Source organism: Variovorax sp. YR266 (assembly GCF_900107295.1).
GTDB lineage: Bacteria > Pseudomonadota > Gammaproteobacteria > Burkholderiales > Burkholderiaceae_C > Variovorax.
The window spans coordinates 279,370-305,487 of sequence record NZ_FNPM01000005.1 but is presented as its reverse complement, the minus strand read 5'-3'; the positions used below and the strand labels follow the sequence as shown (position 1 = coordinate 305,487).

Below are 26,118 nucleotides of genomic sequence, written 5' to 3'. Positions count from 1 at the left end.
TGAGCGCGTTGCCCGCATTGCGTATTGCTCTCGTAGGCTGCGGTGCCATCGGCACCTCGGTACTCGAACTGCTCAAGGGCGATGCCGCCCTGGAGGTGGTTGCCATCGTCGTGCCCGCCGAGGGCGTGGCCGCGGCGCAGAAGGTTGCGCCCGGCGTGCAGGTTGGCAGTAGCGTGCCTGCCGATGGCATCGACCTCGTGGTCGAGACGGCTGGCCATGCGGCCATCGAAGAGCATGTGCTGCCCGCGCTGGCACGCGGCACGCCCTGCGTGGTCGCTTCGGTCGGCGCGCTGTCGGCCGCCGGCTTCGCCGAAAAGCTCGAAGCCGCCGCCATCGCAGGCAAGACGCAGGTGCAGCTGATTCCCGGCGCCATCGGCGCAATCGATGCACTCGCCGCAGCCCGCATCGGCGGCCTCGACAGCGTGCGCTACACCGGCCGCAAGCCGCCGCAGGCATGGAAGGGCACGCCGGCGGAACAGGGCCGCGACCTCGATGCGCTGGTGCAGCCCACCGTGATCTTCGAAGGCAGCGCGCGCGAAGCGGCCTTGCTCTATCCGAAGAACGCCAACGTCGCCGCCACCGTCTCGCTCGCGGGGCTCGGGCTCGACAGGACACAGGTGCGCCTGATTGCCGACCCGGCCACCACCGAGAACGTGCACACCGTCGAAGCCGAAGGCGCCTTCGGCAGCTTCGAGCTGACCATGCGCAACAAGCCGCTCGCGGCCAACCCCAAGACATCCGCGCTCACCGTGTACAGCGCCGTGCGCGCGCTGCGCAACCGCGTTGCCGCGCTCGCCATCTGAGTCACTCCATGATTTCTTCCGAACTCCTTCCGATCTGCATTGCCGGCGAATGGCGCCTGGGCGGCGGCGACGTCTACGAAAGCCTCTACCCCGCCACCGGCGAGCCCATCGCGCGCCTGAAGGCCGCGAGCCTCGCCGATGTCGAGGAGGCCATCACCCGCGCCGACCACGCCTTCCGCACCAGCGGCTGGGCCCAGCGCCTGCCGCACGAGCGCGCCGCCGTGCTGCACCGTGTGGCGCAACTGATCCGCGAGGAGAGCGAATCGCTCGCGCAGAAGCAGCGCCTGGACAACGGCAAGCCGATCACCGAAACACGCAACCTCGTGGCCAGCGCTGCGGGCACCTTCCAGTTCTTCGCCGCTGCGCTGGAGACGCTGGAAGAAACCATCACGCCGTCGCGCGGCGCCTTTGTCACGATGAGCGTGCACGAGCCCATGGGCGTGGTCGCGGCCATCACGCCGTGGAACTCGCCCATTGCCAGCGAGGCGCAGAAGCTGGCGCCCGCGCTGGCTGCAGGCAACGCGGTGGTCGTGAAGCCCGCCGAGGTGACGCCGCTGATGGCGCTGGAACTGGCCCGCATCTGCGAGCAGGCCGGCGTGCCGAAGGGCATCGTCAGCGTGCTGCCGGGCAAGGGCTCGGTGATTGGCGATGCGATCACCAAGCATCCGCTGGTCAAGCGCGTGTCGTTCACCGGCGGCACCACCACGGGCAAGCACATCGCGCACATTGCGGCCGACAAGATGATGCCGGTGTCGCTCGAACTCGGCGGCAAGTCGCCGACCATGGTGCTCGACGACGCGGACCTCGACCACGCGGTGAACGGCGTGCTGTACGGCATCTTCAGTTCGTCGGGCGAGTCGTGCATCGCGGGCTCGCGCCTCTTCGTGGCGCGTGGCATCTACGACGAGTTCCTGACGCGCCTCGCGGAAGGCGCCAATGCGCTGCGCGTGGGCGACCCGGCTTCGGAGCGCACGCAGATGGGCCCGCTCATCACGGCGAAGCATCGCGAGGGTATCGAGCGCTATGTGGACCTCGGCGTGTCCGAAGGCGGCAGGATTCGCACGGGCGGCGTACGCCCGCATGGTGATGGCTATGACCGGGGCTATTTCTACAAGCCGACCATCATCGAAGGCCTGGGCAACAGCGCCCGCATCAGCCAGGAAGAAATCTTCGGCCCGGTGCTCGTCGCGATGCCTTTCGACAACGAGGAAGAGCTGATCGCGCAGGCCAACGACAGCGTCTACGCGCTGGCTGCCGGCGTGTGGAGTCGCGACTTCAAGCGCGCCTGGAAGCTCGGCCGCGCGGTGCAGGCCGGCACGGTCTGGGTCAACACCTACAAGCAGTTCTCCGTGTCCACGCCGTTCGGCGGCTGGCGCGATAGCGGCCTGGGCCGCGAGAAGGGCCGCGAAGGCATCTTCCAGTACATGGAACAGAAGAGCATGTACTGGGGCACGAACGAACAACCGCTCCCATGGGCGAACTGAAGAGGACCGCACCATGAGCGTACTTGGCATCGACCAGATCACCTACGGCGCGGACGACCTGCCCGCATGCCGCCAGTTCTTCGAGGACTGGGGCCTCACGCTGAAGTCGGAAGCCGCCGACGAACTCGTCTTCGAATGCCTCAACGGCTGCAAGGTGGTCGTCGCGGCGTTGGACAAGCCGGGCCTGCCGCCCGCGATGGAAGAGGGCCCGACGCTGCGCGAAGTGGTGTGGGGCGTCGAGAGCGATGCGGACCTCGACCGCTACGCCGCCGCCATCGTGCAAGACCCGGCCTTCTTCGACAGCACGGTCGAAGGCGCACGCCGTATCGGCTGCATCGACCCCAACGGCCTGGCCGTGCGCCTGCAGGTCAGCCGCAAGCGGGCGGTGGAAGTCGATTGCGCCGCCATGAACACCTGGAACGCCAAGCTGCGCATCAACCAGGCCGCGCCGATCTACGAGCGCGCGACACCCATCGAAGTCGGCCACGTCGTGTTTTTCGTGAGCGACGTGAAGGCCACCAGCGTGTTCTACGCGCAGCGCTTCGGCTTCGTGGCGTCAGACAGCTATCCGAACCGCGGCGCCTTCATGCGCTGCGCGGCAGAGGGCGGCCACCACGACCTGTTCCTGCTGCAGATTCCCTCGGGCAAGCGCGGGCTGAATCACGTGGCCTTCACCGTGCGCGACATCCACGAAGTGTTCGGCGGTGGCCTGCACTTCTCGCGCCGTGGCTGGGAGACGCAACTGGGCCCGGGTCGCCACCCGGTGTCGTCGGCGTACTTCTGGTACTTCAAGAACCCGGCCGGCGGCCTCATCGAGTACTACGCCGACGAAGACCAGCTCACCGCCGAATGGCAGCCGCGCGAGTTCGAGCCGGGCCCGACGGTGTTCGCCGAATGGGCGGTGGACGGCGGCCTCGATGGCAACACGCGCCGGCAGAAGAACGCGGAAGGCCCGAAGGGCGCTTTCCTGACCGAAAAGAAATGAACCCCTCGATTCCCTCGACTCTCATGCAACGACGTTTCTCCTTCTCCGTCCTGTTCGCCGCGCTGGCGGCCTTCACGCTCGCGGCACCCGTACACGCACAGCAGAGCGAGGCCCAGAAGCAGCTCGCCAGCGAGCGCTTCACCATCATCTCGCCGTTCCCGCCCGGCGGCCCGGTCGACACGCTGGCTCGCGTGCTTTCCGATGGCCTTGCCAAGCGCTATGGCCAGGCGGCCGTGGTCGACAACCAGGTGGGCGCGGCCGGCAACATCGGCATGGAGAAGGTCAAGCGCGCCAAGGGCGACGGCCACACGCTGCTGGTGATTCCCGCGGGCAACGTCACCATCAACCCGACGCTGATGCCCAACTTCCCGTTCGACATGGCGAAGGACTTCGTGCCGATCACCATGCTGGCCAAGGCGCCCAACGTGCTGGTGGCGTCGCCCGCATCGGGCATCAAGAATGCGAAGGAGCTGGTGGCGCAGGCCAAGGCCAAGCCCGGCACGCTGTCGTATGCCTCGCCCGGCGTGGGCAGTGGCCTGCATCTGGCGGGCGAGCTGTTCAAGCAGCAGGCCGGCATCGACATGCTGCATGTGCCCTACAAGGGCACGCCGCCCGCGCTCAACGACGTGCTCGGCGGCTCGGTGCCGCTGATGTTCAGCAACCTGCCCGCAACGCTGCCTTTCCTGAAGCAGGGCAAGCTGGTCGCCATCGGCATCACGGAGGCCAGGCGCAGCCCCGCCGCACCCGACATTCCCACGCTGGCGGAGCAGGGCATCCAGGGCGTGACCGTGACCTCGTGGTACGGCCTGATGGCGCCCAAGGGCACGCCGCCCGCCGTGGTCGAACAGCTCGCGAAGGACGCCGCCGAGATGCTGTCGCAGCCCGAGGTGCGCGAGCGCCTGAAGCTGCAGGGCATGACCGACGCGGCCATGAAGCCCGCCGAGTTCGCCGCCTACATCCGCGATGAGACGGCCACATGGGCCAGGATCATCAAGGCCCGCAACATCGTTGCCGAATAAGCCGGCCGCACGCGAAAGAAGCTCTCATGAAGACAAGCGAATCAACCATCGGCATCGTCGGCGCCGGCATCGGCGGCCTCGTGGCTGCCATTGCGCTGCGGCGCGCGGGCCACGACGTGATCGTGTTCGAGCAGGCCAAGCAGTTCGCCCGCGTCGGCGCGGACATCAACCTCACGCCCAATGCCGTGCGCGCGCTCGACGGCCTCGGCGTGGGCGAGGCGGCCCGCGTGACGGCAGCACGCCCGTCGCACCGCATCAGCCGCACCTACGACACCGGCGAAGAAACCTCGCGCCTGGAGATGGCCGATTCGGCGGAGCAGCGCTATGGCGCGCCGCAGCTCACCATCCACCGCGCCGACCTGCTGGCCGCGCTGGCCAACATGTTCCCGGCGGAGCAGGTCGCGCTCGGCAAGCGCGCCGAGACCATCGCCGCCGATGAAGCCGGCGTGACCATCGCCTTCACCGACGGCACCAGCGCCCGCGTCGGCGCGCTGATCGGTGCCGATGGCATCCACTCCTGCGTGCGCACCGCGATGTTCGGCGCAGAGAGCCCGCGCTTCACCGGCATCGTGGCGTACCGCGCCGTGGTGCCCGCAGAGCGCGTGGCCGGCGTGCCCAACCTCGGCGCCTTCACCAAGTGGTGGGGCCCCAACCCGCAGAGCCAGATCGTCACTTTTCCGCTCAACCGCGGCAAGGACATCTTCATCTTTGCCACCACGCCGCAGGACACCTGGCATCTCGAGTCGTGGACCGCGCCGGGCAGCGTCGACGAGCTGCGCGAGCAATACGTGGCCTACCACCCCGAGGCGCGTGCCCTGCTCGACGCCTGCGACACGGTGCTGAAGACCGCGCTGTACGAGCGCGACCCGATGCCTGCCTGGGCGCGGGGCCGCATGGCGCTGCTGGGCGACGCCGCGCACCCGATGCTGCCCTTCATGGCGCAGGGCGCGGGCATGGCCATCGAAGACGCGGTGGTGCTGTCGCGCCACCTCGAAGGCGTGGCCATGGCCGACATTCCCGCCGCACTGCAGGGCTTCGAGAAAGCGCGCATCGAACGCGCCAGCCAGGTCCAGCTCGGCTCGCGCGGCAACAACTGGCTGCGCGAAGGTGGCAATGCCGACTGGGTCTATGGCTACGACGCCTGGACCGCGCCGCTCGCAACCCCGGCCATGGCCGCCGCCTGATTCACTTCACCTCGCTCGCCCCACGGAGGCTCACGATGCAACCCCAAGACCGCTACCTGCAACCGCACCAGGCGCGCCAGCGCCCCGCGACCACTTACGAAGACCTGCTGGGCGACGTGATCGAGCGCGCCTTCGGCGATGGCATCCACGACCTGCCAGGGCTCGTGCAGCGGCTCAACGACAGCGGCCTCGCCACGCCGGGCGGCCAGCCCTGGACCGAGGCGCTGTACCGCAAGGAAATGGCCGCGCTGGCTGCCTGAGGAGTACCCACCATGACCATCGCCATCCAACCCGTTCCCGCCGATCCGGTCGATCATCTTCTGGAGATCGGCCTGAAGGACCTCTGGTATCCGATCTGCCCCTCGCACTTCATCAAGGAGAACCCCATCTCCCTGCGCCGCCTCGGCCGCAAGATCGCGCTGTGGCGCGACGGCGAAGGCGTGCTGCATGCGCTGGAAGACCGCTGCCCGCATCGCGGTGCGCCGCTGTCGCAGGGCGTGGTGCTGGGCGACCGCCTCTCGTGCCCGTATCACGGCGTCGAGGTGCGGCATGACGGTGTCGTCACGCGCGTGCCCGGCAGCCCCGGCTGCAAGCTCGAAGGCTCGAAGGCGACTCGGCACTTCCACGTGCAGGAGCGCGCGGGTGCGGTGTTTCTCTACAACTCGAAGGAGCCGGTCGACATTCCGCCGCCGCTGGTGCTGCCCGAGCAACTGACCGACGACGCCGGGTATTCGAGCTTCCTTTGCTACACCGAGTGGAAGGGCGACTACCGCTACGTGCTCGACAACGTGATGGACCCGATGCACGGCACGTACCTGCACAAGCAGTCGCATTCGATGGCCGAGGGCGACTCGAGTGCGAAGTTCGGCATTCGCCCGACCGACATCGGCTTCGTGTTCGAGAAGGAAGGCCAGCGCAACGTCAACTTCGACTGGACCGAGTGGGCCGACACCGGCATCCACTGGATGCGCCTGGAAATTCCGTACCCCAAGACCGGCGGCCCTGGCGGCAACTTCATCATCATCGGCGCGTTCTCGCCGATCGTGAAGGGCATGACGGCCACCTTCTTCTGGCGCGTGCGCAAGCTGGAGCCGGGCTGGCAGCGCGACACCTGGCGCTTCCTCTACAAGAACCGTCTCGAAGCGCGCCACTGGCACGTGCTGGAGCAGGACCGCGTGATGCTCGAGGAGATGGAGCCCGACGCCAATCAGCACGAGAACCTGTACCAGCACGACCTGGGCATCGTTCGCCTGCGTCGCCACATGCGCAACCTGGCGCAGGCCCAGCTGGCGGAAGCCGCAACAGCCTGAGCGGGAAGCGAGCATCGCCATGTCTTCTCCCACGCTCAACGCCCTCGTGCACACCATGCGCTACGAGGCCGACGGCATCGTGAGCGTCGAGTTCCGGCCGGCCACGCCTGCCGTGGACTTTCCTGCCTTCGAGGCCGGCTCCCACATCGACCTGCACCTGCCCAACGGGCTTGTGCGCAGCTACTCGCTGTGCAACCCATCGAGCGACCGCCAGCGCTACGTGGTGGGCGTGCTCAACGACCGCAAGAGCCGCGGCGGCTCGCGCTACGTGCACCAGCAGCTGCGCGTGGGCATGACGCTGCCCATCTCGGCGCCCCGCAACAACTTCAAGCTGGAGGAGGGCGCGGAACGCTCGGTGCTCGTGGCCGGCGGCATCGGCGTGACGCCCATCTGGTGCATGCTGCAGCGGCTGGTGGCCATCGGCAAGCCGGTCGAGATCCTGTACTGCGCACGCACCCGCAAGGAGGCAGCCTTCTGCGACGGCATCGAAGCGCTGGCGAAAGAAAAGTCGGTGCAGCTGACCTGGCACTTCGACGACGAGAAGGGCGCGCCGCCCAACCTTGCCGAGCTGTTGTCGGGCAAGGGCAGCGCCAGCCACTACTACTGCTGTGGCCCCACGCCGATGCTCGATGCCTTCGAGAAGGGCTGCGAGCAACTGGGCTACACCAACGCGCACATCGAACGCTTCGCCGCCGTGCATGTGGAGGCGCCAAGCGCCACGCAGAGCTACGTGGTGCAGTGCGCGAAGAGCGGCAAGAGCGTCGAGGTGCCGGCGGGCAAGTCGATTCTCGACAGTCTGATCGACGCCGGCCTCAACCCCGACCACAGCTGCAAGGAAGGCGTGTGCGGCGCCTGCGAAACGGCTGTGCTCGAAGGCGAGGTCGACCATCACGACGGCATCCTCACCAAGATCGAACGTGCGTCCAACAAGACCATGATGATCTGCGTCTCCCGCTGCAAGGGCGAGAGGCTGGTGCTCGACATCTGAGGCCCGCGGCCAGAGAAAAACCACTCCCGAAAATCCAATGAAAAACTACTTGATCGCGCTGGCTGCGGCCAGCACGGCTGGCGGAGCGCTGGCCCAATCTTCCCTCACGCTCTTCGGCGTGGTCGACGCAGCCGTCACCTACACCAAGGGCAGCGGCAACGGTTCGGCCCACAAGACGCAGCTGACCAACAGCGGCAACATGTTCAGCCGCCTCGGTTTTCGAGGCACCGAAGACTTGGGCGGTGGCTACTCGGCCAACTTCTGGCTGGAGATGGGTCTGCAGAACGACAGCGGCACGGGCTTTCCGTCGAACTCCAACAACCAGGCCAGCGGCAACGGCACGGCGGGCGTGCTGAGCTTCAACCGCCGCTCCACCGTGAGCCTCGCAGGGCCCTTCGGCGAACTGCGGCTGGGGCGCGACTATGTGCCGGCGTTCTGGAACACCGCCATCTTCGACCCCTTCGGCACAGGCGGCGGCATCGGCGCGAACCAGATCTACTTCTCGGGCCTCGGTGGCCTCGTCGCGCCCACGGGCACGCGTGCCTCGAACAGCATCGGCTACCTGCTGCCGGCCAGCCTCGGCGGCTTCTACGGGCAGGTGATGTACGCGATGGGCGAGAACGATTCCAACTCGGTGCTGCCTGGCACGCGGGTGTCGAACGAGCATGACGGCGACCACACGGGCGCGCGCTTCGGCTACCAGAGCGGCGGGCTCAACATCGCGCTGGCCACCGGCCGCACGCGCTATGCGAGCGGCGACCTGCGCGTGACGAACCTCGGTGCGTCCTATACCTTCGATGCGTCGCTCATGAACCTCAAGCTCACGAGCGAGCTGTACAAGGAGTCGAAGGGCACGACCGATGCCAAGGGAGCGCTCATCGGCCTGCAGCTGCCCATCGGGCCCGGCGAGATCAAGGCCTCGTATGCGCGCTACCGGCTGGAGCCTGTCGGTGCAGCGCTGAAGCCAACGTCCTCGAAGCTGGCGATCGGCTACGTGCACAACCTGTCGAAGCGCACCGCGCTGTACGCGACCATCGCGCGCATCAGCAACAGCAATGGTGCGTCGCAAGCCCTTTCGGGCGCTATCACCGCGCCGAACCGCGCCTCCAGCGGCACCGAGTTCGGCATGCGCCACATGTTCTAGGCGCAAGGGCGCGTCACCACTCCCACATCGGCAGGACAGGTCATGCAGAGCAACAGCATCGGCAGTAGCAAGAACTTTCGTTGGTACGGTGTCATCACGCTGTTCGTGATCGTCGCGATCTCCTACGTGGACCGCATCAACATCGCGGTGCTGATCACCGATGCCGCGTTCCTGAACCATGTGGGCATCGCGGCCACCGACCGCGTGAGCCAGGGCTTCCTCGCGACGGCCTTCATGCTGGGCTATGGCGTGTCGGCTTTCGTGCTCACGCCGTTCTGCTCGGCGCTGTTCGGCGTGCGGCGCAGCCTGGTGTACGGCCTGATCCTCTGGGGCGTGGTGACGTGGGCCTCGCCGATGTTCCACAGCTACGGCATGTTGCTGGCCTCGCGCATCCTGCTGGGCGTGTCAGAGGGGCCGCTGTTCTCGCTGGCCTCGGCGTACATCAAGGCGCATTTCCGCAGCGACGAGAACGGCAAGCCCAATGCTTTCGTGAACATGGGCACGGGGTTGGGGCTGGCCATTGGCTATCCGCTGGTTGGCTATCTGCTCACGCAGTTCGCGTGGGACACCTCCTTCCACGTGCTCGGCGTGCTGAACATCGTGCTCGGCATTCCGCTGGTGCTGGCTTTCGTGCGCATGCCGCCGGTGCATGCCGATGGCGTGAAGCCTTCGTCGTTCGGCGAGGCGATGGCGCGCGTGAGCGGCATCGTAAAGGGCGCGCTGCACACGCGGCACCTGTTCCTCATCACGCTGCTGACCTCGGCCGCGCTGGCCTACCTCTGGGGCAGCAGCAACTGGCTGCCGACGTATCTGCGCGAAGCGCGAGGCTTTTCGATGCGCGAGATGGGCTGGCTGGCCTCGCTGCCGCAATACGCCACGGTGCTTGCTGTGTTCGTGGGCGGTGTGCTCATCGACAAGGTCGGGCGCGAGCGCGTGCCCTTCATCTTCATGGGCGCGAGCTTGGGTGTGGCGCTGTCGGTGCTGATGGCCATCAACGCACGCGATCCGTACGCAGCGGCATGCTGCCTCGTTGCAGCCAACTTCTTCTGGGGCCTCCAGAGTCCGGCCATTCCGAGCACGGTGCAGTACTGCTCGCGGCCCGAGCACACGGCCAGTGCGTTCGGCGTGACCAATGGCGCGGGCAGCCTCGTGGCGGGCTTCATGCCGGCGCTGATGGGCGGCGTGATCAGCGCGGTGTCGCATGTCTCGGGCACCGCGAGCACGGCCGCTGCATCGGCGGCTTCGGCCTCGGGTTTCTTCGCGGGCTTTGCGCTGCTGATCGGCACGCAGGTCGTGGTGTTCGCATGCGGCCTCTTGCTGTGGCTGCGCGACCGCACGCACGGCGCTGCAGCAGTCTCAGGTTCACAGCTTTCCTGAGCTTTTCGAAGGCTTGTACCTTCGTACTGTGGCCACGCAGTCACAGTGCATGGGGCCGATTTCTGTCATCTGCGTGAGCAGGTGTTTCGACGCTAGAACCATCTACATAGCGCACGGCATGCGCTGCATGTCATGACGCCATTCGGCCTATGGCGCGCGAACATTTTGAGAGAGAAAAGTTCCGCGATTCGTTGAGCTGACTTGTTCGTTCAGCTAAAACTGGCGCACATCAATGGACGAGGGAATGCGCGTGAAATCAACGACAAGAGCCGCAGAAAGTCTTGCCATAACCGACATGGCTCGTGCCGCTTCCGCTTCGCGGAAACGCACCGCGCAGATGCGCCGGCACTGAGCGCGAGCCTTCGACTACAGCCCCGCGCTTGCATCCCATCACCCCGCGTCTGACGGGAATGGAACCTCTTACGCCTCGCATCCTGGGACCACCGCCTCGCAGGCGGTGCGACCTTGCATGACTGTGCGGTCCTGACGAACGAAAGCGTTCGCCGGGAGGGCAGTGTGTTGCCCGTTTTTCTTCCCAGATAACCCCGTTGTTCATCTCATCACCGCGCGCGTCACGCGCATCGCCGGCTATCCGCCGGGCGCATGCGGGACGGCGCATGTTTCTTCTTACCAAGAGTACTCAGAGGCGATCATGAAAAAATTCAGTACCCCGGTGGTCAATCATCTTGCCATCACCGCTGTGACCCTTGCCGTTCTGACGGCATGCGGCGGCGGCGGAGACAGTGGCGGCGCTTCGCTCGGCGGTGCCGGCACCGGCCTCAGCGCACCGTCGGACTCCGTTGTTTCGGCACCCGTGTCCGACCCCACCTCGAAGACGCCCGACGACGGCGTGCCCAATGCGGCGAATGCCGCCGTTGCAGCGGTTGATCGCTCGGCCAAGCCGATGGAGCTGCCCGACACCGTCTGGCCCAGCAACTACAAGCTGTGGTTCCGTCCCGATGCGGCGCTCAAGACTTTCGTGGGCCGTGGCGATGTGGAGATCGAAGTGCTCAAGCCGGTCGACGCCATCGTCGTTGCCGCGCACAACCTGAACTTTGCAAAGGGCCGCACCACGCTGCGCAAGGTGTCGAGCCCCGCCGAGGCGATTCCGCTGATTCCCACGCCGCAGACGCTGGGCGACTTCGTGCAACTGCGCCTGAACGACGGCCAGATCGCAAAGGGCAAGTACCTGCTGCACATGGAGTGGGACGGCAAGATCCAGTTCTCCGACGCCGAGTACTGCCCGCCCGCGGAGGTGGCGCGCAACCCGTTCTGCTCGGCCGCCACAGGCATCTTCAAGGTGGGCCTCTCAACGCCCGAGGGCGTGAGCAGCGATGCCATCGTGACGCAGGGCGAAACCAACTATGCGCGGCAATGGTTCCCGGGTTGGGACGAGCCGGCCTTCCGCCACACCTTCGAGATCTCGGCCGAGGTGCCGGGCGACTGGAAGACGGTGTCGAACGGCGCACAGACCGAGGCGACGAAGCTGCCCGACGGCTACCAGCGCGTGGCCTTCGAGAAGACGCCCTCGATGCCGATGTACCTGACCTTCTTCGGCGGCGGCAAGTTCGACATACTGGCCGACAACTTCAAGAACCCGCTCGACGGCAGCGACATGCCGCTGCGCTGGTTCACGCCGCCGGGCCGTGCCGACTGGGCCAAGTTCGCGATGGAGTGGACCAAGGTGTCGATGGACTACTACTACAAGTACACCGGCATCCCGCTGCCCTTCAAGAAGTTCGACACCGTCGCGGCCAACGACAGCTACAACAACAAGCCCAACACCGGCTTCGGCGGCATGGAGAACTGGGGCTCGATCTTCGAGTTTGCCGATTCGGTGCTCACCAAGCCGGGCGACACGCCCACGCTGTACTCGGTGACGGTGGTCACGCACGAGGTGGCGCACCAGTGGTTCGGCGACCTGGTCACGCTCGACTGGTGGGACAACGTGTGGCTCAACGAGTCGTTCGCGCGCTGGTTCGAAAGGCGCACCACGATCAAGTTCCACCCCGAGTACTACAGCTTCTCCGACTACGTGCTGGACAAGCACAACGTGATCGTGGCCGACCTGAAGAACACGGCGGTGCCGGTGCAGCGCAACCTCAACGACGCGGGTTCGTTCGGCTTCATCAGCCCGTCGATCTTCGTCTACAACAAGGGCAGCCACGTGCTGGAGACCATCCAGAACTACATCGGCGAAGAGGCGATGCAGAAGGGCCTGCAGATCTACCTGAAGGACTACGCGTACGGCAACGTCACGCCTTCGCGGCTGTGGAGTTCGCTGGAGAAGGCCACCGACAAGAAGGTGAGCGACATCGGCGACAGCCTCATCCGCCAGACCGGCATTCCGCTGCTCACGGTCGACGCGCAGTGCGCGGGCAACAGCACCTACGTGAACATCACGCAGGAGTCGTTCCCCAACCAGAACGTGTACCCGGCCTCGACCTGGACCGTTCCCGTCACGCTGGCATACGGCGACGCGATGGAAAAGCGCCAGACCTTCGTGATGTCGAACAACAGCACGCAGATCGAGCTGCCCGGCTGCACGGCCGTGCTGGCCGGGCCGACCGGGCAGGACTACTACGTGAGCAACTACAGCGCGCAGTCGTGGAGCGCACTGCTGGCCAAGGCGCAAAGTTTTGCAAGCAACAAGCCGCTGCTGCTGAATATCGAGCGCGATGCGTTCCGGCTGCTGAGCGTGGGGCGCATCACGCAGGCGCAGTACGACCAGATCAAGGGTGTGGTCAACCTGCCGGCGACCTTGCTGGCCAAGACGCAGGTGAGCCAGCAGAAGATGGCGGCGGTAGATGCCGGGGTCGAGAAGGAAGAGTACCCGCATGCGCTGCGCTTCCAGGGCAGCCTGAAGCTGCGCGAGAACGACAAGCGCTGAGCGTTGTTTGAACCGGCGCGCGCCGCCCGGCATATCGGTCGGTGCGCGCCTCATCGCACGAGGATCAACATGAACACAGCATTGAAATGGCTGGCGGCCGGGACATCGGCATTGCTGCTTGCCGCATGCGGCGCAAGCAGCAGCAGCGGACCCGAGGCCGAACTGGTCGGCACCTACGCCGTCAAGCAGAACGGCGCGCTCAAGGAACTGATCAAGATAGAGAAGCAGGGCGACCGCTACGTGATGCGCGACAAGGTGCGTACGCCCGAGTGGAGCGAACCGAAGATGCAGATGAAGCCGGTCACGCGCGAGCAATGGGCTCGCATCACCACCGACAAGGAGAGCACCGCCTTCGTCGGCATGGCGAGCGAGCAGCTAGGCATCTTCAAAGTGCCGGCGGGCTGGAAGAAGAACGGCTTCCAGACCTCGACCGGCTACTTCCTCTTCTACTCGCGGGGGCCGGTGGAGGCGTACAAGCTCTGACGGCTGAAGCGCCGGTAGGTCAGGCCGCGGGTGCCACGCTCGCGCCCTCGATGCGATGGCGCTTCAGCGCATCGGCCACGAAGCCGCTGGCCTTCATCTCTTCGACGAAGGCGGCGAGCAGCGCTTGTGCCGCGGCGCCGCGGCTGGCCGGCGTGCCCATGGCCTGCTGGATCACCATGAAGCGGCCCGGGAGCACGCGCACGCCGGGTGCGCGCTGCGCTTCGCCTTCGAGCATCTGGCGGATGCCTGCCGCCACTTCGACTTCGCCTGAACGCAGTGCTGCAAGCGCCGGGCCCGCGCCCTGCAGCCGCACGATCTCGGCCGCCTTGATCTCGCGCGTGAGGAACAGGTCGTAGGCACTGCCTGAGCCGACCGAGATGCGGTGGCCCTTCGCATCGACCTGCGCGTTGTCGGCGAGCGCCGAAGCTTCGGGCACGAGGTAGCTACCCTCGATCAGCACATAGGGCGCGGTGAACAGCAGCCCCTCGCTGCGTGCGGGGTCGATGGCGAAGAAGCCGATGTCGGCCTTTTCATTTTTGACAGCATCGACCGAAGCCGCCGCCTTCTCGAACACCACCAGCTCGACGCCCACGCCGAGCCGCCGTGCGAACTCTCGCGCCAGATCGATCGAGACGCCTACCGGCTCGCCGCTTGCCGCGTCCTTGTTGGCCAGGATGGGGTTGCCGAGGTTGATCGAGGCGCGCAGCGTGCCGCTGGGCGCGAAAGCGGAAACGAGGGCGGGGGAGATCGTCATGGCGTGGTTCGTCGATGAGAGCGGGGGATGCGCGCCAGTTTACGGTGCCGTCAGCGGCTCCAGCCCCGTCTTGGCGATGGTGGGCGCGGCAGCGGGCGAGTTGAGATAGCGGATCAGCTGCCGTGCCGCATCGGGTTGTTGCGATGCGGTGGCCACGCCGGCAGAGAACACCGTCACCTGCTGCACTTCTGCCGGCAGAGGGCCGATGTAGTCGATTCCGGCGATGGGCAACAGCTCGCTCACCTGCTGCAGGCCGAGCGCCGCGTCGCCGCGCGCTACCACTGTGCCGACGCGCTCGCTCAGGATGCGCCTGCTCTTGGGCTTGACCTGGTCTTCGATGCCGAGCTTCTTGAGCAGCTCGGTCTCGTAGTAGGTGCCGCTCGCGCTGGCCGAGTAGGCGATGGACGGGGCCGCGAGCAGCGTGCGCTTCAGCGCATCGACGGAACTGATGTCGGGCCTGGGCGCGCCCTTGCGCACTGCGAAGCCGATGGCCGAGCGCACCAGGTCGACCTGGCTGCCGGGCACGACCTTGCCCTGTGCGACGAGTGCATCGAGCGCGGGGCGAGCGAGGATCACAACGTCGGCCGGCTCGTTGCGTGCGAGGCGGCTGGGGATCGAGTCGTCGGCGTTGCCCATCGAGGCGCCGTATGCCGTCTTCACGGTGCGGCCGCTGCTGCGCTCGAACTCGGGGCGCAGGTCGTTGTAGGCGGCGGTGAAGCCGCCCGAGGTCATGACGTGGATGTCGCCACCGGCGGGCTTGCTGCCGCCGCCGAGGCCGCCGCAGCCGGCGAGCGCGAGGGCCGCAATCAGCGGAAGGGCTGCGCGGCGGGTGAGGGTGCGAAAGGAAGAAAAAAGAATGGGCTTCGTCACGATGTCTCCAGAAGGAAGGGAGCGGCGGCGTGGGCGCCGCCTGCTACTGCCATCGTAGAAGCCGGGGCTGTCATTCGGCCTTCAGCAGATTCGGGGTTATCACTGAGGGGACGACGCAGGCTCGTCGGGCTTGCCCGCGTCCGCGGCGGGCAGCCTTCCTCGCCTGGCCAGCCCTTCGCGCAGCAGGAACTCGACCTGCGCGTTCGCGCTTCGCAGCTCCTGCGCCGCCAGGCGTTCGATCTCGGCCCACAGGGCCGGATCGATGCGCAGGGGGTAGGATTTTTTTCCGGGACTGGCCATCGGGTGCGGGTAGAGAGACGGGCTTCAGGTGTACAGCGTACCGGTGTTGACCACGGGCTGCGTCTCCCGGTCGGAGCACAGCACCACCAGCAGGTTCGACACCATCGAGGCCTTGCGCTCGTCGTCCAGCACCACGAGATTGCGCTCCGACAGGCCCTTGAGCGCTGCCTCGACCATGCCGACCGCGCCCGCCACGATCTGGTGCCGCGCACTGACGATGGCCACCGCCTGCTGGCGGCGCAGCATCACCTGCGCGATCTCGGGGGCGTAGGCGAGGTGGGTGAGCTTGGCGTCGAGCACTTCGACGCCCGCGCTGGCAAAGCGTTGGTTCAGCTCGTCCTTGAGTGCATCGGCCACCGTGTCGAGCCCGGCGCGCAGCGTGGTTTCTTCGCTCTGCAGGTCGTCGCCGCTGTCGTAGGCATAGAGAGTGGCAAGGTGGCGGATGGCCGCTTCGGCCTGGATGGCGACGAACTTGTTGTAGTCGTCGATCTCGAATACGGCCTGCGCCGTGTCGTAGACCCTCCACACCACTGCCGCGCCAATCTCCACCGGGTTGCCGCGCTTGTCGTTCACTTTCAGCGGCGGTGTGTTGAGGTTGCGTGCGCGCAGAGAGATCTTCTGGCCGCTTTGCAAAGGATTGGTCCAGCGCAGGCCCTCGGTGCGGTCGGTGCCCTGGTACTCGCCGAACAGCGTGAGGATGATGCCCTCGTTGGGCTGCAGCATGTAGAGGCCAGGGATCAGCACGAGGCCGATCACGATCAGCAGAATGCTCATGGGCAGCGGCATCAGGCGCTGCACCAGCGCCCATATGCCGACAGCGATCAGCAGCAGCACCACGGCCGACACGCCGTAGCCGTTGATCGACCGGTAGGGGCGCTCCTTGCGGACCTTGCGCGGTGTTGTGGGGGTCTTCTCTTGCATGTAGCCTCCGTTAAAAGTGATATCACTTTAATATCTTTTTGAAGGCCGTCAAGATGTTTTCGACGCCGATGAAGCGCTGCCCCGATCCAGAAGTAAAGACGGCCTGCTTTACCCCGGGTTTACGGGCTCGCAACGCCCGGGACAGCTGTCGCGCCTGAAATGCGCGGTGGTCCTTCGAGGGCCAGGCATCGAAGGAACCCGCAATGATGATGAATCGACCCCTGCAGCGCTTCGCGCTCGCCGCAGCCCTTGTCGCCGTGAGCGGCCATTGCTTTGCGCAATTCGGCGGTGGCGGTGGCATGGGCGGAGGCCGGCGCGGTACGCGGCCCGACAGCACGACGAGCCCGCGCACAGGCGATGGCCTGTCAACGCCGGCAACCGCTGCGGGCAAGATCCGCGACAAGCTCTACGACCTGCGCGTGCAACTCATGATCACGCCCGAGCAGTCCCAGCTGTGGGACCGCTTCTCCGATGCGGTGTGGGACATGGTCAGCCGCGCCGGCATGACCGCTGCGGCACCACCAGACGACCTGACCGCCGTGCAGTTCGCACAGCAGCGCGCCATGCAGGCACAAGACCGTGCCCGGCGCACGCAGGCGGTGAGCGATGCGTTGTCGAAGCTCTACGACGCAATGACGCCCGAACAGCGCCACACTGCCGACCAGAACCTGCCGGCCGTCATTCCCTGACCGGGCCGATGCATCAGCGGGCGATCAGGTGATGAGGTCGAAGCAGCAGCCTGCGTAGTACGGCTTGTCCCCGCCGTCGACGAAGGGCACCTCGATAGGCTTGCCCTCGTTGCGCCACACATCGCGCTTCCTGTAGCCGGAGCGCGCGAGGTCGGCCAGCAGCTCGTCGTGGTGCTGGATGCGGTACGGGCACACGGCCACGCCGATGCTGTTGAGCGTGTAGATGGTGCGTTCCGGGTGCACGGCCGTGGTGTTCATGACGATGCGCCTGGGCTTCACGGCCAGTGCGGAAAGAATCGCGTCCATGCGGGTCGGCAAGTACTGCAGGCTGCCCGACACATACAGCACGTCGCAGCCGCTCGCATCGCGGTAGTCGGTGGTGAAGCCGAGTTGCTCGGTCGCTTCGCGCTTGACGGCCATCGCGCGGCCGCTTTCGACCACGCCGGGCACGTCGCACACCGTCCAGCGCAGGGTGTCGGGGTAGCTCAGCACGCGGCGGAAGGCGTAGTACTTGATGCCGACGTGTCCGCCCAGGTCGAACACGCGCGTCAGGCCCGCGTCGATGGAGCGGCCCAGCCAGAAGAGACCGGGGTAGTCGTAGAAATAGATCTGCGGGCTGTAGAGCTCGCCCGCGTCGGCATTGGCGTAGCCAACGGCCTTGGAGGGCGGTGCGCCAGCCTCGGCCGCCGCGAAGCTCTCGAACGAACCCATGAAGAGGTTCTCGTCCGTGTTGTTCAGGAACTTGCGCCTGTACGCACTTTCGCGGGGAGGAAACTGCAGAAGGCCTGAAAGCATCTATTTCTCCGGTGGCATGCCCATTCTGGGTGCAACCGGAGCATTCGAGGGCTATAGCCCAGTGCCGTTGGGGCGGTTACCCCATGGGGGTTACATACCGCTCGCCAGCGCCGCCGCAGCCGCCCGCGTTTCCACCCCCAGCTTCTCGAAGATGTGTTCCAGGTGCTTGTTCACCGTGCGCGGGCTGGTGCCCAGAATCTCGCCGATGTCGCGGTTGGTCTTGCCCTTGGCAAGCCAAGACAGCACCTCTGTCTCGCGCGGCGTAAGGGCGGCGTCGGCAAGGCGGGCCGCCGGCCCTTCGCGCTGGATGGCGAAGAGCAGCATCGTCTCGCCGAGCGCCGCTGCGCCGAGGTTGCGCACCGACAGCCGCATGCCCGTGGCGGTGCCGATGGCAATGGCCGCGCCCGGCGCGAGAGCCGGTTCCAGCGAAGCAGGCAGCAGGCCCGGCGCTACCGGGTCTTCCAGCGCATGCAGCCACAGCGCGGCCTGCGGCGAGCGCCACGCGATGCGCCCGCGCGTGTCGATGAACACCACGCCCATGCCGGCCACGTCAACCGCGTCGCGGGCCATGCGCGTGATGCGCGCGTTGCGCGCGTGCGTGTGCAGCCGCGCCAGCACCTCCTGCGCGCGGATCGGCTTCACCACGTAGTCGACGCCGCCGCACTCGAAGCCCTCGACCACGTGCGAGGTTTCAGAAAGCCCCGTCATGAACAGCACGGGAATGTGCGCCCATGCCGGGTTGGCCTTGATGCGCCTGCAGGTCTCGAAGCCCGAGAGGCCGGGCATCAGGCCGTCGAGCAAGATTGCGTCGGGCACCACCAGTTCGAGCCGCTGCAGCGCGGCCTCGCCGTCGGCCGCCACCAGCACGGTGTAGCCGCTGGCCTCCAGCGTGTCGCACAGCATGCCGAGGCTGCTGGGTGCGTCGTCCACCACCAGCACCACGGGGCGTTCGGATGATGATGGCGATTCAGGGGGTGAGGGTGTCTGCATCTTCGGCCAGTGCGTTGCGGAGGTTGTCGAGTTCGAAGCGCGTGACCATGCCGCGCAGCCAGGTGCAGGTCGATGCCGCTGCGGGCGAGGCGGCCGCCAGCCGGTCGAGCGCCGTGTGCAGGCCGCGCACATGGCCCATCTGCACGAGGCGCATGAGCTCGGCGCGGTCGTCTTCCGAAAGGGCAAGCTGGCGCGGGCGCTGCGGCGCGTCTTCTGCAGCGACGGGCGGCAATGCGTCGCTGCCCGACAGCCACTCAAGGCCGAGGTGCCGCTCCAGCGTGGCGATCAGCGCCGACTCGATCACCGGCTTGCCCACGAAGGCCTGGCAGTCGGCCGCGCGCAGCCGCTCGCTCTGGTTCTCGAACATGTTGGCCGAGACGATGATGATCGGGACGTCGCGAAAGCCCGAGGCGCGCACCGACGCGGCGGTCTGCCAGCCGTCCATGTCGTCCATCGTCAGGTCGAGCAGGATGGCCGAGGGCAGCTCCTCGCGCAGGCTGTCGAGGCATTCGGTGCCGCTCGCAGCCTCGCGCACCTCGAAGCCCAGCGGCGCGAGCATGCCGGCGAGCATCTGGCGCTGCACGGGCTGGTCGTCCACCACCAGCAGCGTGCGGCGCGCGCCGATGTAGCCCGACACGGGTTGCCGCAGCGCGCCGGCCTTGCTGGCCTGCGGGCCGGGGTCGGCCACCTCGCGCAGGTACACCCGCACGCTGAAGGTGCTGCCTTGCGAAGAGGTCGAGGCCAGCTTGAGCTCGCCGCCCATCAGCGAAGTGAGCAGCCCGGTGATCGTGAGGCCCAGCCCCGTGCCGGGCTCGCCGCGGCGGCGGCCCGCCGCACCGCGCTCGAAGGGCAGGAAGATGCGCTGGTGGTCCTGCGCCGCCACGCCGATGCCGGTGTCGACCACGTCGAAGCGCAGCACCTCGCGCCGCGCATCCACATGCAGCGTGACGGTGCCGCTGTCGGTGAAGCGCACCGCGTTCGTCAGCAGGTTGATGAGAATCTGCCGCAGCCACTTCGCGTCGGCATGCACCCATGGCGGCAACTGCCCGGCGTGCGTGAAGACGAAGGCCAGGCCCTTGTTCTCCGCCTGCGGCCGCACCATGTGCACGAGCTGGTCGAGAAAGGCCGGCAGCGCGAGCGGCGCGGGCTCCAGCTGCAGCCTGCCGGCCTCGATGCGCGCCAGGTCGAGCAGGCCGTCGATCAGGCCCAGCATGTGCTCGCCGCTGCGGTGAATGGTCTGCACCGCCTCGCGCGGCGGCGTCACGGCGTCGCCCTTGAGCAGGATCTGCGAGTAGCCCAGGATGCTGTTGAGCGGCGTGCGCAGCTCGTGCGTCATGCCGGCCACATAGCGCGTCTTGGCCTGGTTCGCGGCCTCGGCGGCTTCCTTGGCGGTCTGCAGCGCGGCATCGGTGCGGCGGTGCGCCTCGATTTCGAGGGCCAGCAGATTGTTGTGGCGGTTCGATTCTTCCTGCGCCATCTGCCGGCTTTCGCTGCCCAGCACCACCCACCACGCGGCCACAGCGGCCACGACCGAGAGCAATGCGAACACTTTGAGAAAGGCAGTGGCCATGACCGAATCGCTGGTGCCCGCCAGCGCCTCCTGCGCATAGACCACGCCGACCACGGTGGCCAGCAACGCAATGAGCGAGGCGGCTATCAGCAGGTAATGCGCCACGCGGAAGTTCAGCCGCGCCGACAGCGCCGGCGGCAGCAGCGCCTGCAGCCAGCCGCTCATCTGCTCGGCCGCGCGCGAGTTTGTCTTGCAGCGGTCGTGGCAGCGCGATTCGAGCGTGCAGCACAGCGAGCAGATCGGCGCGCTGTACGCAGGGCAGTGCGCCATGTCTTCAGACTCGAAGCTGTTGTCGCACACCGAGCACTTCACGCTCTGGCCCGGCTTCCAGCGGTCGATGTCTGTGCGCGCGAGGTAGTAGCGCCCGCGCGTACGCCAGGCCAGCAGAGGCGACACGGCCATGGCCGTCACCAGCGCGATGAAGGGCGAGAAGGCGCGGGCCCAATGCCCCAGCACGCCGGAGTAGGCCAGCATGGCCAGCGCAGCCGCCACCAGCATCGCCATCAGCCCCACCGGGTTGATGTCGTACAGGTGCGCGCGCTTGAACTCGATGGTCTTCGGGCTCCAGCCCAGCGGCTTGTTGATGACCAGGTCGGCCACCAGCGCGCCGACCCAGGCGATGGCGATGTTGCTGTAGAAGCCCAGCACGTGCTCCAGTGCCGCGAATACGCCCAGCGCCATCAGCAATATCGCGATGACCACGTTGAACACCAGCCACACCACGCGCCCCGGGTGGCTGTGCGTGAGCCGCGCGAAGAAGTTAGACCACGCGAGCGAACCCGCGTAGGCGTTCGTCAGGTTGATCTTCATCTGCGAGATCACCACGAACAGCACAGTGATGCCCAGCACCCAGGCCGGGTCGCGCAGCACGTACGAAAAGCCCGTGAGGTACATCTGCGTGGGCTCGATCGCGTGGTTGGCCGGTATCTCGTGCTGCAGGGCCAGGAAGGCGAGGAACGCGCCACCCATCATCTTCAGCATGCCCGGCACGATCCAGCCCGGCCCGGCGATGAGCACCGCGGTCCACCAGCGGCCACTGTTGGCGGCGGTCTTCTCGGGCAGGAAGCGCAGGTAGTCGACCTGCTCGCCGATCTGCACCACCAGCGAGAAGGCCACCGTGGCGGCGGCGCCGAACATCAGCGGATCGAAGCCGCTGCTGTCCGAAGTGCGGCCGACCAGGCTGGTGAAGTCGGCGTACAGCTCGGGCTTCTTCACCAGCACCGCAATGAAGGGGCAGACGAACAGCACGATCCAGATCGGCTGCGTCCACAGTTGCAGCCCCGATATGAGCGTGATGCCCCGCGCCACCAGCGGAATGATGACGATCGACGACACCATGTACAGCAGCCATAGCGGCCAGTCGAGGTACATCTGCAGCGCCAGCGCGAGGATGGCCGCCTCCAGCGCGAAGAAGATGAAGGTGAAGCTTGCGTAGATCAGCGAGGTGAGCGTGGAACCCAGGTAGCCGAAGCCCGCGCCGCGCGTGAGCAGGTCCATGTCCACGCCGTGCCGTGCCGCGTAGTACGAGATGGGCAGGCCCGTGAGGAAGGTGATGAGCCCCACCACCAGGATGGCCCACAGCGCATTCGAGAAGCCGTAGCTCAGCGCGATGGCGCCGCCGATGGCCTCCAGCGCCAGGAACGAGGTGGCGCCGAAGGCCGCGTTGGCCACGCGGAACTCCGACCACTTGCGAAAGCTGCGTGGCGTGTAGCGCAGCGCGTAGTCCTCCAGCGTTTCGTTCGCGACCCATGCGTTGTAGTCGCGGCGGATGCGAAAGATCTTCTGTCCGGAGACGGATTGCATGGCTGGTTCTCGCGGCGGCGGTGGCATGGGGCAGGTACAGCAAGAAGCGCTCCCTGTGCTTCTTTCCCCTCGATGTTTTCCACCGATGTCTGGCTCGCGAGTCTGCGGGCAGGGCGGGCTCCCGCCGCTACGTTGAATGACGTATTCGCGCAAACCCGGGTGATTTCTAAAGTACCAGCCATGGTGCTCGAGGCACCGTCCGATGCACTGCGATGGTGCGCGGCTCTACTTTCCAACAACCTGCCTGGAGTTTCCTGATGTCGCGTGATTCAGATCTTTCTCTCGATGCCCTGGCATTGCGCCGCCGCCGTCTGCTGCAGGGCGCCGCCGCGCTGCCCGTGATGGGCCTGAGCGGCCTGAGCTTCGGCCAGGGGCAGTTCCCCACGGCCAAGGTCAACACCACCAAGCTCGCCGTGACCGACACCGAGGTAACGGTGGGCCAGCTGCATTCGTCCACCGGCACCATGGCGATTTCGGAGACCGGCTCCATCCAGGCCGAGCAGCTCGCCATCGACCAGATCAACGCCATGGGCGGCGTGCTGGGCCGCAAGATCAAGGTCATCAAGGAAGACGGCGCCTCCGACTGGCCTACCTTCGCCGAGAAGTCGAAGAAGCTGCTGGTCAACGATCACTGCGCGGCCGTGTTCGGCTGCTGGACCAGCGCCTCGCGCAAGGCAGTGCTGCCTGTGTTCGAGAAAGAGAACGGCCTCTTGTACTACCCGACCTTCTACGAAGGCCTGGAGCAGAGCAAGAACGTGATCTACACCGGCCAGGAGGCCACGCAGCAGATCATCTGGGGCCTGGACTGGGGCGCGAAGGAGAAGAAGGCCAAGACCTTCTTCCTGGTGGGCTCCGACTACATCTGGCCGCGCACCTCGATGAAGATCGCGCGCAAGCACATCGAGAACTTCCAGAAGGGTTCGGTCAAGGGCGAGGAGTACTACCCGCTGGGCCACACCAACTTCAACTCGCTGATCAACAAGATCAAGGTGGCCAAACCCGACTGCATCTTTGCGGCCGTGGTGGGCGGCTCGAACGTGGCCTTCTACAAGCAGCTCAAGGCCGCGGGCATCACGGGCGACAAGCAATTCCTGCTGACGCTGGCTGTGACGGAAGACGAAATGACCGGCGTGGGTGGCGAGAACTTCGCGGGCTTCTACTCGTCGATGAAGTACTTCCAGACGCTGGACAACGCGAACAACAAGAAGTTCGTGGAAGCCTTCAAGGCGAAGTACGGCAAGGACGCGGTGATCGGCGACGTGACGCAGGCGGGCTACCTCGGTCCGTGGCTGTGGAAGGCGGCGGTGGAGAAGGCCGGCAGCTTCGACGTGGACAAGGTGGTGGCGGGCTCGCCGGGCATCGAGCTGAAGACGGCGCCCGAGGGGTACGTGAAGCTGGATGCGAACCATCACCTGTGGAGCAAGGCGCGCATCGGGCAGGGGCAGCTCGATGGCACGTTCAAGGTGGTGGCGGAGTCGGCTGAGCTGATCAAGCCGGATCCGTTCCCGAAGGGCTACCAGTAAGCCAGCAAGCAGGCCGTCGGCCTTCACCCCAACCCTCTCCCGCTGGCGGGAGAGGGGGCAACTCCAACATTCCGGACTTCCCGCCATGACTCTGTCGGACATGATGAACATCGGCCTCATGCAGGGCTTCGCGGGGCTGAGCCTCTTCGCGGTGCTGCTGCTGATGGGGCTGGGCCTGGCGATCATCTTCGGCCAGATGGGCGTGATCAACATGGCGCATGGCGAGTTCATGACCATCGGCGCCTATTCGATCTACCTGGCCGCGCGCATCACCGAAAGCCTGGCGCCGGCGTTCATGCCGTACTACTTCCCGATCGCCATCGGGCTGGCCTTCGTCTTCGCCTTCATCACCGGATGGATCGTGGAGTGGGTGCTGATTCGCCATCTGTACAAGCGCCCGCTCGACACGTTGCTCGCCACCTGGGGTGTGAGCCTGGGCCTGCAGCAGATCTTTCGCACCTTCATCGGCCCGAAGGAAGTGAGTCCCACGCTGCCCGAATGGCTCATGGGCTCGTGGACGCCGCATGAAGGCCTCGACATTCCGATCAACGGCCTGTTCGTATTGGCGCTCACAGCGCTGGTCACGGGCGGCGTGCTCATCGCTCTGCACAAGAGTCGATGGGGCTTGCGGGTCCGCGCCACAGTGGCCAACCGAACGATGGCCAACGCCACCGGCATCGACACGAAGAAGACCGACCGCCTGACCTTTGCCATCGGCTGCGGCATTGCCGGCATGGCGGGCGCGGCCTTCACCACCATCGGTTCGACCGGGCCGACCTCGGGTTCGCTCTACATCGTCGACGCCTTCCTGGTCGTCACCTTCGGCGGCGCGGCCAGCCTGTTCGGCACGGTGGTTTCGGCCTTTGGCATCGCGCAGACGCAGTCGATCTCCGAGTTCTTCATGACCGGCTCGATGGCCAAGGTGCTGACGCTGTCGCTGATCGTGCTGATCTTGATGATGCGCCCCCAAGGCCTGTTCGCCGTCAAGGTCCGCCGCTGATGAACCCGATTCCCTTGCAGGAGAACGTTCCGATGAATTTCATCAAGGCCTCGATCCAGCGCTACCAGCTCGGCAGCCTGCTGCTCCTGGTGCTGCTGCTCGCGGTGGTGCTGCCGCTGTCGCTCGACATCTTCCGCCTCAACCTCGTGGGCAAGTACCTCACCTACGCCTTCGTGGCCGTGGGGCTCGTCATGGTGTGGGGCTACGGCGGCGTGCTGAGCCTGGGGCAGGGCGTGTTCTTCGGCATCGGCGGGTATGCGATGGCGATGTTCCTCAAGCTCGAAGCCTCCGATCCCATCACGACCAAGATCCAGTCGACGCCCGGCATTCCGGACTTCATGGACTGGAACCAGATCACCGAATTGCCCACGCTGTGGCTGCCATTCAAGAGCCTGCCTCTGAGCCTTGCACTGGTAGTGCTGGCGCCGATGGCACTGGCCTGGCTCGTGAGCTTTGCGATGTTCAAGCGGCGCGTGGGCGGCGTGTACTTCGCGATCATCACGCAGGCGGTGGCGCTGATCTGCACCGTGCTCATCATCGGCCAGCAGGGCTACACGGGCGGCGTGAACGGCATGACCGACCTGAAGACGATGCTGGGCTGGGACACGCGCACCGACAGCGCCAAGTACGTGCTGTATTACGTCTGCGTCGGCTTGCTGGTGGCGAGCATCCTGCTGTGCCGCTGGGTGCAGACCAGCAAGCTGGGTACGCTGCTGCTTGCCATGCGGGACAAGGAAGACCGCGTGCGCTTCTCGGGCTACGACGTGTCGAATTTCAAGGTCTTCATCTTCTGCCTGGCGGCCGGGCTCTCGGGCATCGGTGGCGCGATGTTCGCGCTGCAGGTGGGCTTCATGTCGCCGAGCTTCGTGGGCATCGTGCCCTCGATCGAGATGGTGATCTTCTGCGCGGTAGGCGGGCGCATGAGCCTGGTGGGCGCGGTGTACGGCGCGCTGCTGGTGAATGCGGGCAAGACGCTGTTCTCCGAGAGCTTTCCGGACCTGTGGCTGTTCCTGATGGCCGGGCTCTTCATCGGCGTGACCATGGCCTTCCCGATGGGGCTTGCCGGAGTGTGGGAAGAAAAGATCCGGCCGTGGTGGAAGTCGCGTCGCCAGGCGCTGCGCGATGCAGCTGTCAAGCCGCCGGTCTCTGCTGTTGCACCTGCACCCGTGGCACCAGTCGCGGCACAACCCGAACCCACGCTGCCCGAAGGCGTCGGCAGCCAGCGCGCCTGACGAC

At 66.3% G+C, this 26,118-nt stretch carries 23 protein-coding genes; 16 read left to right on the top strand and 7 right to left on the bottom strand.

The window, feature by feature from the left end; translation table 11 throughout:
• Positions 1–8: 8 nt before the first annotated feature.
• The 12 genes from BLW48_RS15800 (at position 9) to BLW48_RS15745 (ending at position 13,667) form a co-directional block, all read left to right on the top strand.
• Entirely contained in the window at positions 9–803 is a 795-nt protein-coding gene (locus BLW48_RS15800; RefSeq protein WP_093075107.1) for an aspartate dehydrogenase, read from the top strand.
• 8 nt (positions 804–811) lie between these two features.
• Positions 812–2,287 (top strand): aldehyde dehydrogenase, encoded by a 1,476-nt coding sequence (locus BLW48_RS15795; protein WP_093176076.1) that lies wholly within the window; start codon positions 812–814, stop codon positions 2,285–2,287.
• 13 nt (positions 2,288–2,300) lie between these two features.
• On the top strand, positions 2,301–3,272 hold the full coding sequence (locus BLW48_RS15790; protein WP_093176073.1) for a VOC family protein: 972 nt from the start codon (positions 2,301–2,303) through the stop codon (positions 3,270–3,272).
• Between the two features lie 23 nt (positions 3,273–3,295).
• The gene (locus BLW48_RS15785) at positions 3,296–4,291 is read left to right on the top strand and encodes a Bug family tripartite tricarboxylate transporter substrate binding protein (RefSeq protein ID WP_093055992.1); all 996 of its coding nucleotides are present in this window, start codon (positions 3,296–3,298) and stop codon (positions 4,289–4,291) included.
• Positions 4,292–4,317: 26 nt separating this feature from the next.
• Positions 4,318–5,475, top strand: a complete 1,158-nt coding sequence (locus BLW48_RS15780; RefSeq protein WP_093176071.1) for an FAD-dependent monooxygenase — start codon at positions 4,318–4,320, stop codon at positions 5,473–5,475.
• A 35-nt stretch (positions 5,476–5,510) separates the two neighbouring features.
• Positions 5,511–5,735 (top strand): recombinase-like helix-turn-helix domain-containing protein, encoded by a 225-nt coding sequence (locus tag BLW48_RS15775; RefSeq protein ID WP_093055826.1) that lies wholly within the window; start codon positions 5,511–5,513, stop codon positions 5,733–5,735.
• A 12-nt stretch (positions 5,736–5,747) separates the two neighbouring features.
• Positions 5,748–6,785 (top strand): aromatic ring-hydroxylating oxygenase subunit alpha, encoded by a 1,038-nt coding sequence (locus BLW48_RS15770; protein WP_093176068.1) that lies wholly within the window; start codon positions 5,748–5,750, stop codon positions 6,783–6,785.
• A gap of 19 nt (positions 6,786–6,804) precedes the next feature.
• Positions 6,805–7,773, top strand: a complete 969-nt coding sequence (locus BLW48_RS15765) for a PDR/VanB family oxidoreductase (RefSeq protein WP_093073577.1) — start codon at positions 6,805–6,807, stop codon at positions 7,771–7,773.
• A 37-nt stretch (positions 7,774–7,810) separates the two neighbouring features.
• Complete coding sequence (locus BLW48_RS15760) at positions 7,811–8,917, top strand: porin (protein WP_093055830.1); 1,107 nt, start codon at positions 7,811–7,813, stop codon at positions 8,915–8,917.
• Positions 8,918–8,959: 42 nt separating this feature from the next.
• Positions 8,960–10,294, top strand: coding sequence for an MFS transporter (locus tag BLW48_RS15755; protein WP_093176066.1), 1,335 nt, complete (start codon positions 8,960–8,962; stop codon positions 10,292–10,294).
• A 652-nt stretch (positions 10,295–10,946) separates the two neighbouring features.
• Positions 10,947–13,184: a M1 family metallopeptidase gene (locus BLW48_RS15750; protein WP_093176063.1), complete on the top strand. Its 2,238-nt coding sequence runs from the start codon at positions 10,947–10,949 to the stop codon at positions 13,182–13,184.
• A 69-nt stretch (positions 13,185–13,253) separates the two neighbouring features.
• A complete protein-coding gene (locus BLW48_RS15745) occupies positions 13,254–13,667 on the top strand; it encodes a hypothetical protein (RefSeq protein ID WP_093176060.1) in 414 nt (137 codons plus the stop codon).
• Positions 13,668–13,686: 19 nt separating this feature from the next.
• On the opposite strand, the gene BLW48_RS15740 is transcribed toward BLW48_RS15745, so the two are convergent.
• From BLW48_RS15740 to BLW48_RS15725, 4 genes are all read right to left on the bottom strand, one after another.
• The gene (locus tag BLW48_RS15740; RefSeq protein WP_093055837.1) at positions 13,687–14,421 is read right to left on the bottom strand and encodes a transporter substrate-binding domain-containing protein; all 735 of its coding nucleotides are present in this window, start codon (positions 14,419–14,421) and stop codon (positions 13,687–13,689) included.
• A gap of 39 nt (positions 14,422–14,460) precedes the next feature.
• Positions 14,461–15,291: a substrate-binding domain-containing protein gene (locus BLW48_RS15735; protein ID WP_177142341.1), complete on the bottom strand. Its 831-nt coding sequence runs from the start codon at positions 15,289–15,291 to the stop codon at positions 14,461–14,463.
• A gap of 99 nt (positions 15,292–15,390) precedes the next feature.
• A complete protein-coding gene (locus BLW48_RS15730) occupies positions 15,391–15,591 on the bottom strand; it encodes a type II toxin-antitoxin system antitoxin (RefSeq protein WP_093073590.1) in 201 nt (66 codons plus the stop codon).
• Between the two features lie 24 nt (positions 15,592–15,615).
• On the bottom strand, positions 15,616–16,512 hold the full coding sequence (locus tag BLW48_RS15725; RefSeq protein WP_093055841.1) for an SPFH domain-containing protein: 897 nt from the start codon (positions 16,510–16,512) through the stop codon (positions 15,616–15,618).
• A 206-nt stretch (positions 16,513–16,718) separates the two neighbouring features.
• Here BLW48_RS15725 and BLW48_RS15720 point away from each other — a divergent pair, with 206 nt between their 5' ends.
• A complete protein-coding gene (locus BLW48_RS15720; protein ID WP_177142340.1) occupies positions 16,719–17,201 on the top strand; it encodes a Spy/CpxP family protein refolding chaperone in 483 nt (160 codons plus the stop codon).
• A 24-nt stretch (positions 17,202–17,225) separates the two neighbouring features.
• Here BLW48_RS15720 and BLW48_RS15715 read toward each other — a convergent pair whose 3' ends face one another.
• From BLW48_RS15715 to BLW48_RS15705, 3 genes are all read right to left on the bottom strand, one after another.
• On the bottom strand, positions 17,226–17,996 hold the full coding sequence (locus tag BLW48_RS15715; RefSeq protein WP_093176055.1) for a TIGR04325 family methyltransferase: 771 nt from the start codon (positions 17,994–17,996) through the stop codon (positions 17,226–17,228).
• A gap of 90 nt (positions 17,997–18,086) precedes the next feature.
• Entirely contained in the window at positions 18,087–18,986 is a 900-nt protein-coding gene (locus BLW48_RS15710) for a response regulator transcription factor (protein WP_093055847.1), read from the bottom strand.
• Positions 18,964–22,359: a hybrid sensor histidine kinase/response regulator gene (locus BLW48_RS15705; RefSeq protein WP_256330784.1), complete on the bottom strand. Its 3,396-nt coding sequence runs from the start codon at positions 22,357–22,359 to the stop codon at positions 18,964–18,966. Before BLW48_RS15705 ends, BLW48_RS15710 begins: the two co-directional genes overlap by 23 nt.
• A gap of 257 nt (positions 22,360–22,616) precedes the next feature.
• Between BLW48_RS15705 and urtA the strand changes: the two genes are divergently transcribed.
• The 3 genes from urtA (at position 22,617) to urtC (ending at position 26,114) form a co-directional block, all read left to right on the top strand.
• Positions 22,617–23,882 carry an urea ABC transporter substrate-binding protein gene (urtA, locus tag BLW48_RS15700; protein ID WP_093055851.1) on the top strand — a complete coding sequence of 422 codons (1,266 nt, stop codon included), beginning with the start codon at positions 22,617–22,619 and terminating at the stop codon, positions 23,880–23,882.
• An 85-nt stretch (positions 23,883–23,967) separates the two neighbouring features.
• Positions 23,968–24,882, top strand: coding sequence for an urea ABC transporter permease subunit UrtB (gene urtB, locus BLW48_RS15695; RefSeq protein WP_093055853.1), 915 nt, complete (start codon positions 23,968–23,970; stop codon positions 24,880–24,882).
• 32 nt (positions 24,883–24,914) lie between these two features.
• Positions 24,915–26,114, top strand: a complete 1,200-nt coding sequence (gene urtC, locus BLW48_RS15690; protein ID WP_093176050.1) for an urea ABC transporter permease subunit UrtC — start codon at positions 24,915–24,917, stop codon at positions 26,112–26,114.
• The last annotated feature ends 4 nt before the right edge of the window (positions 26,115–26,118 follow it).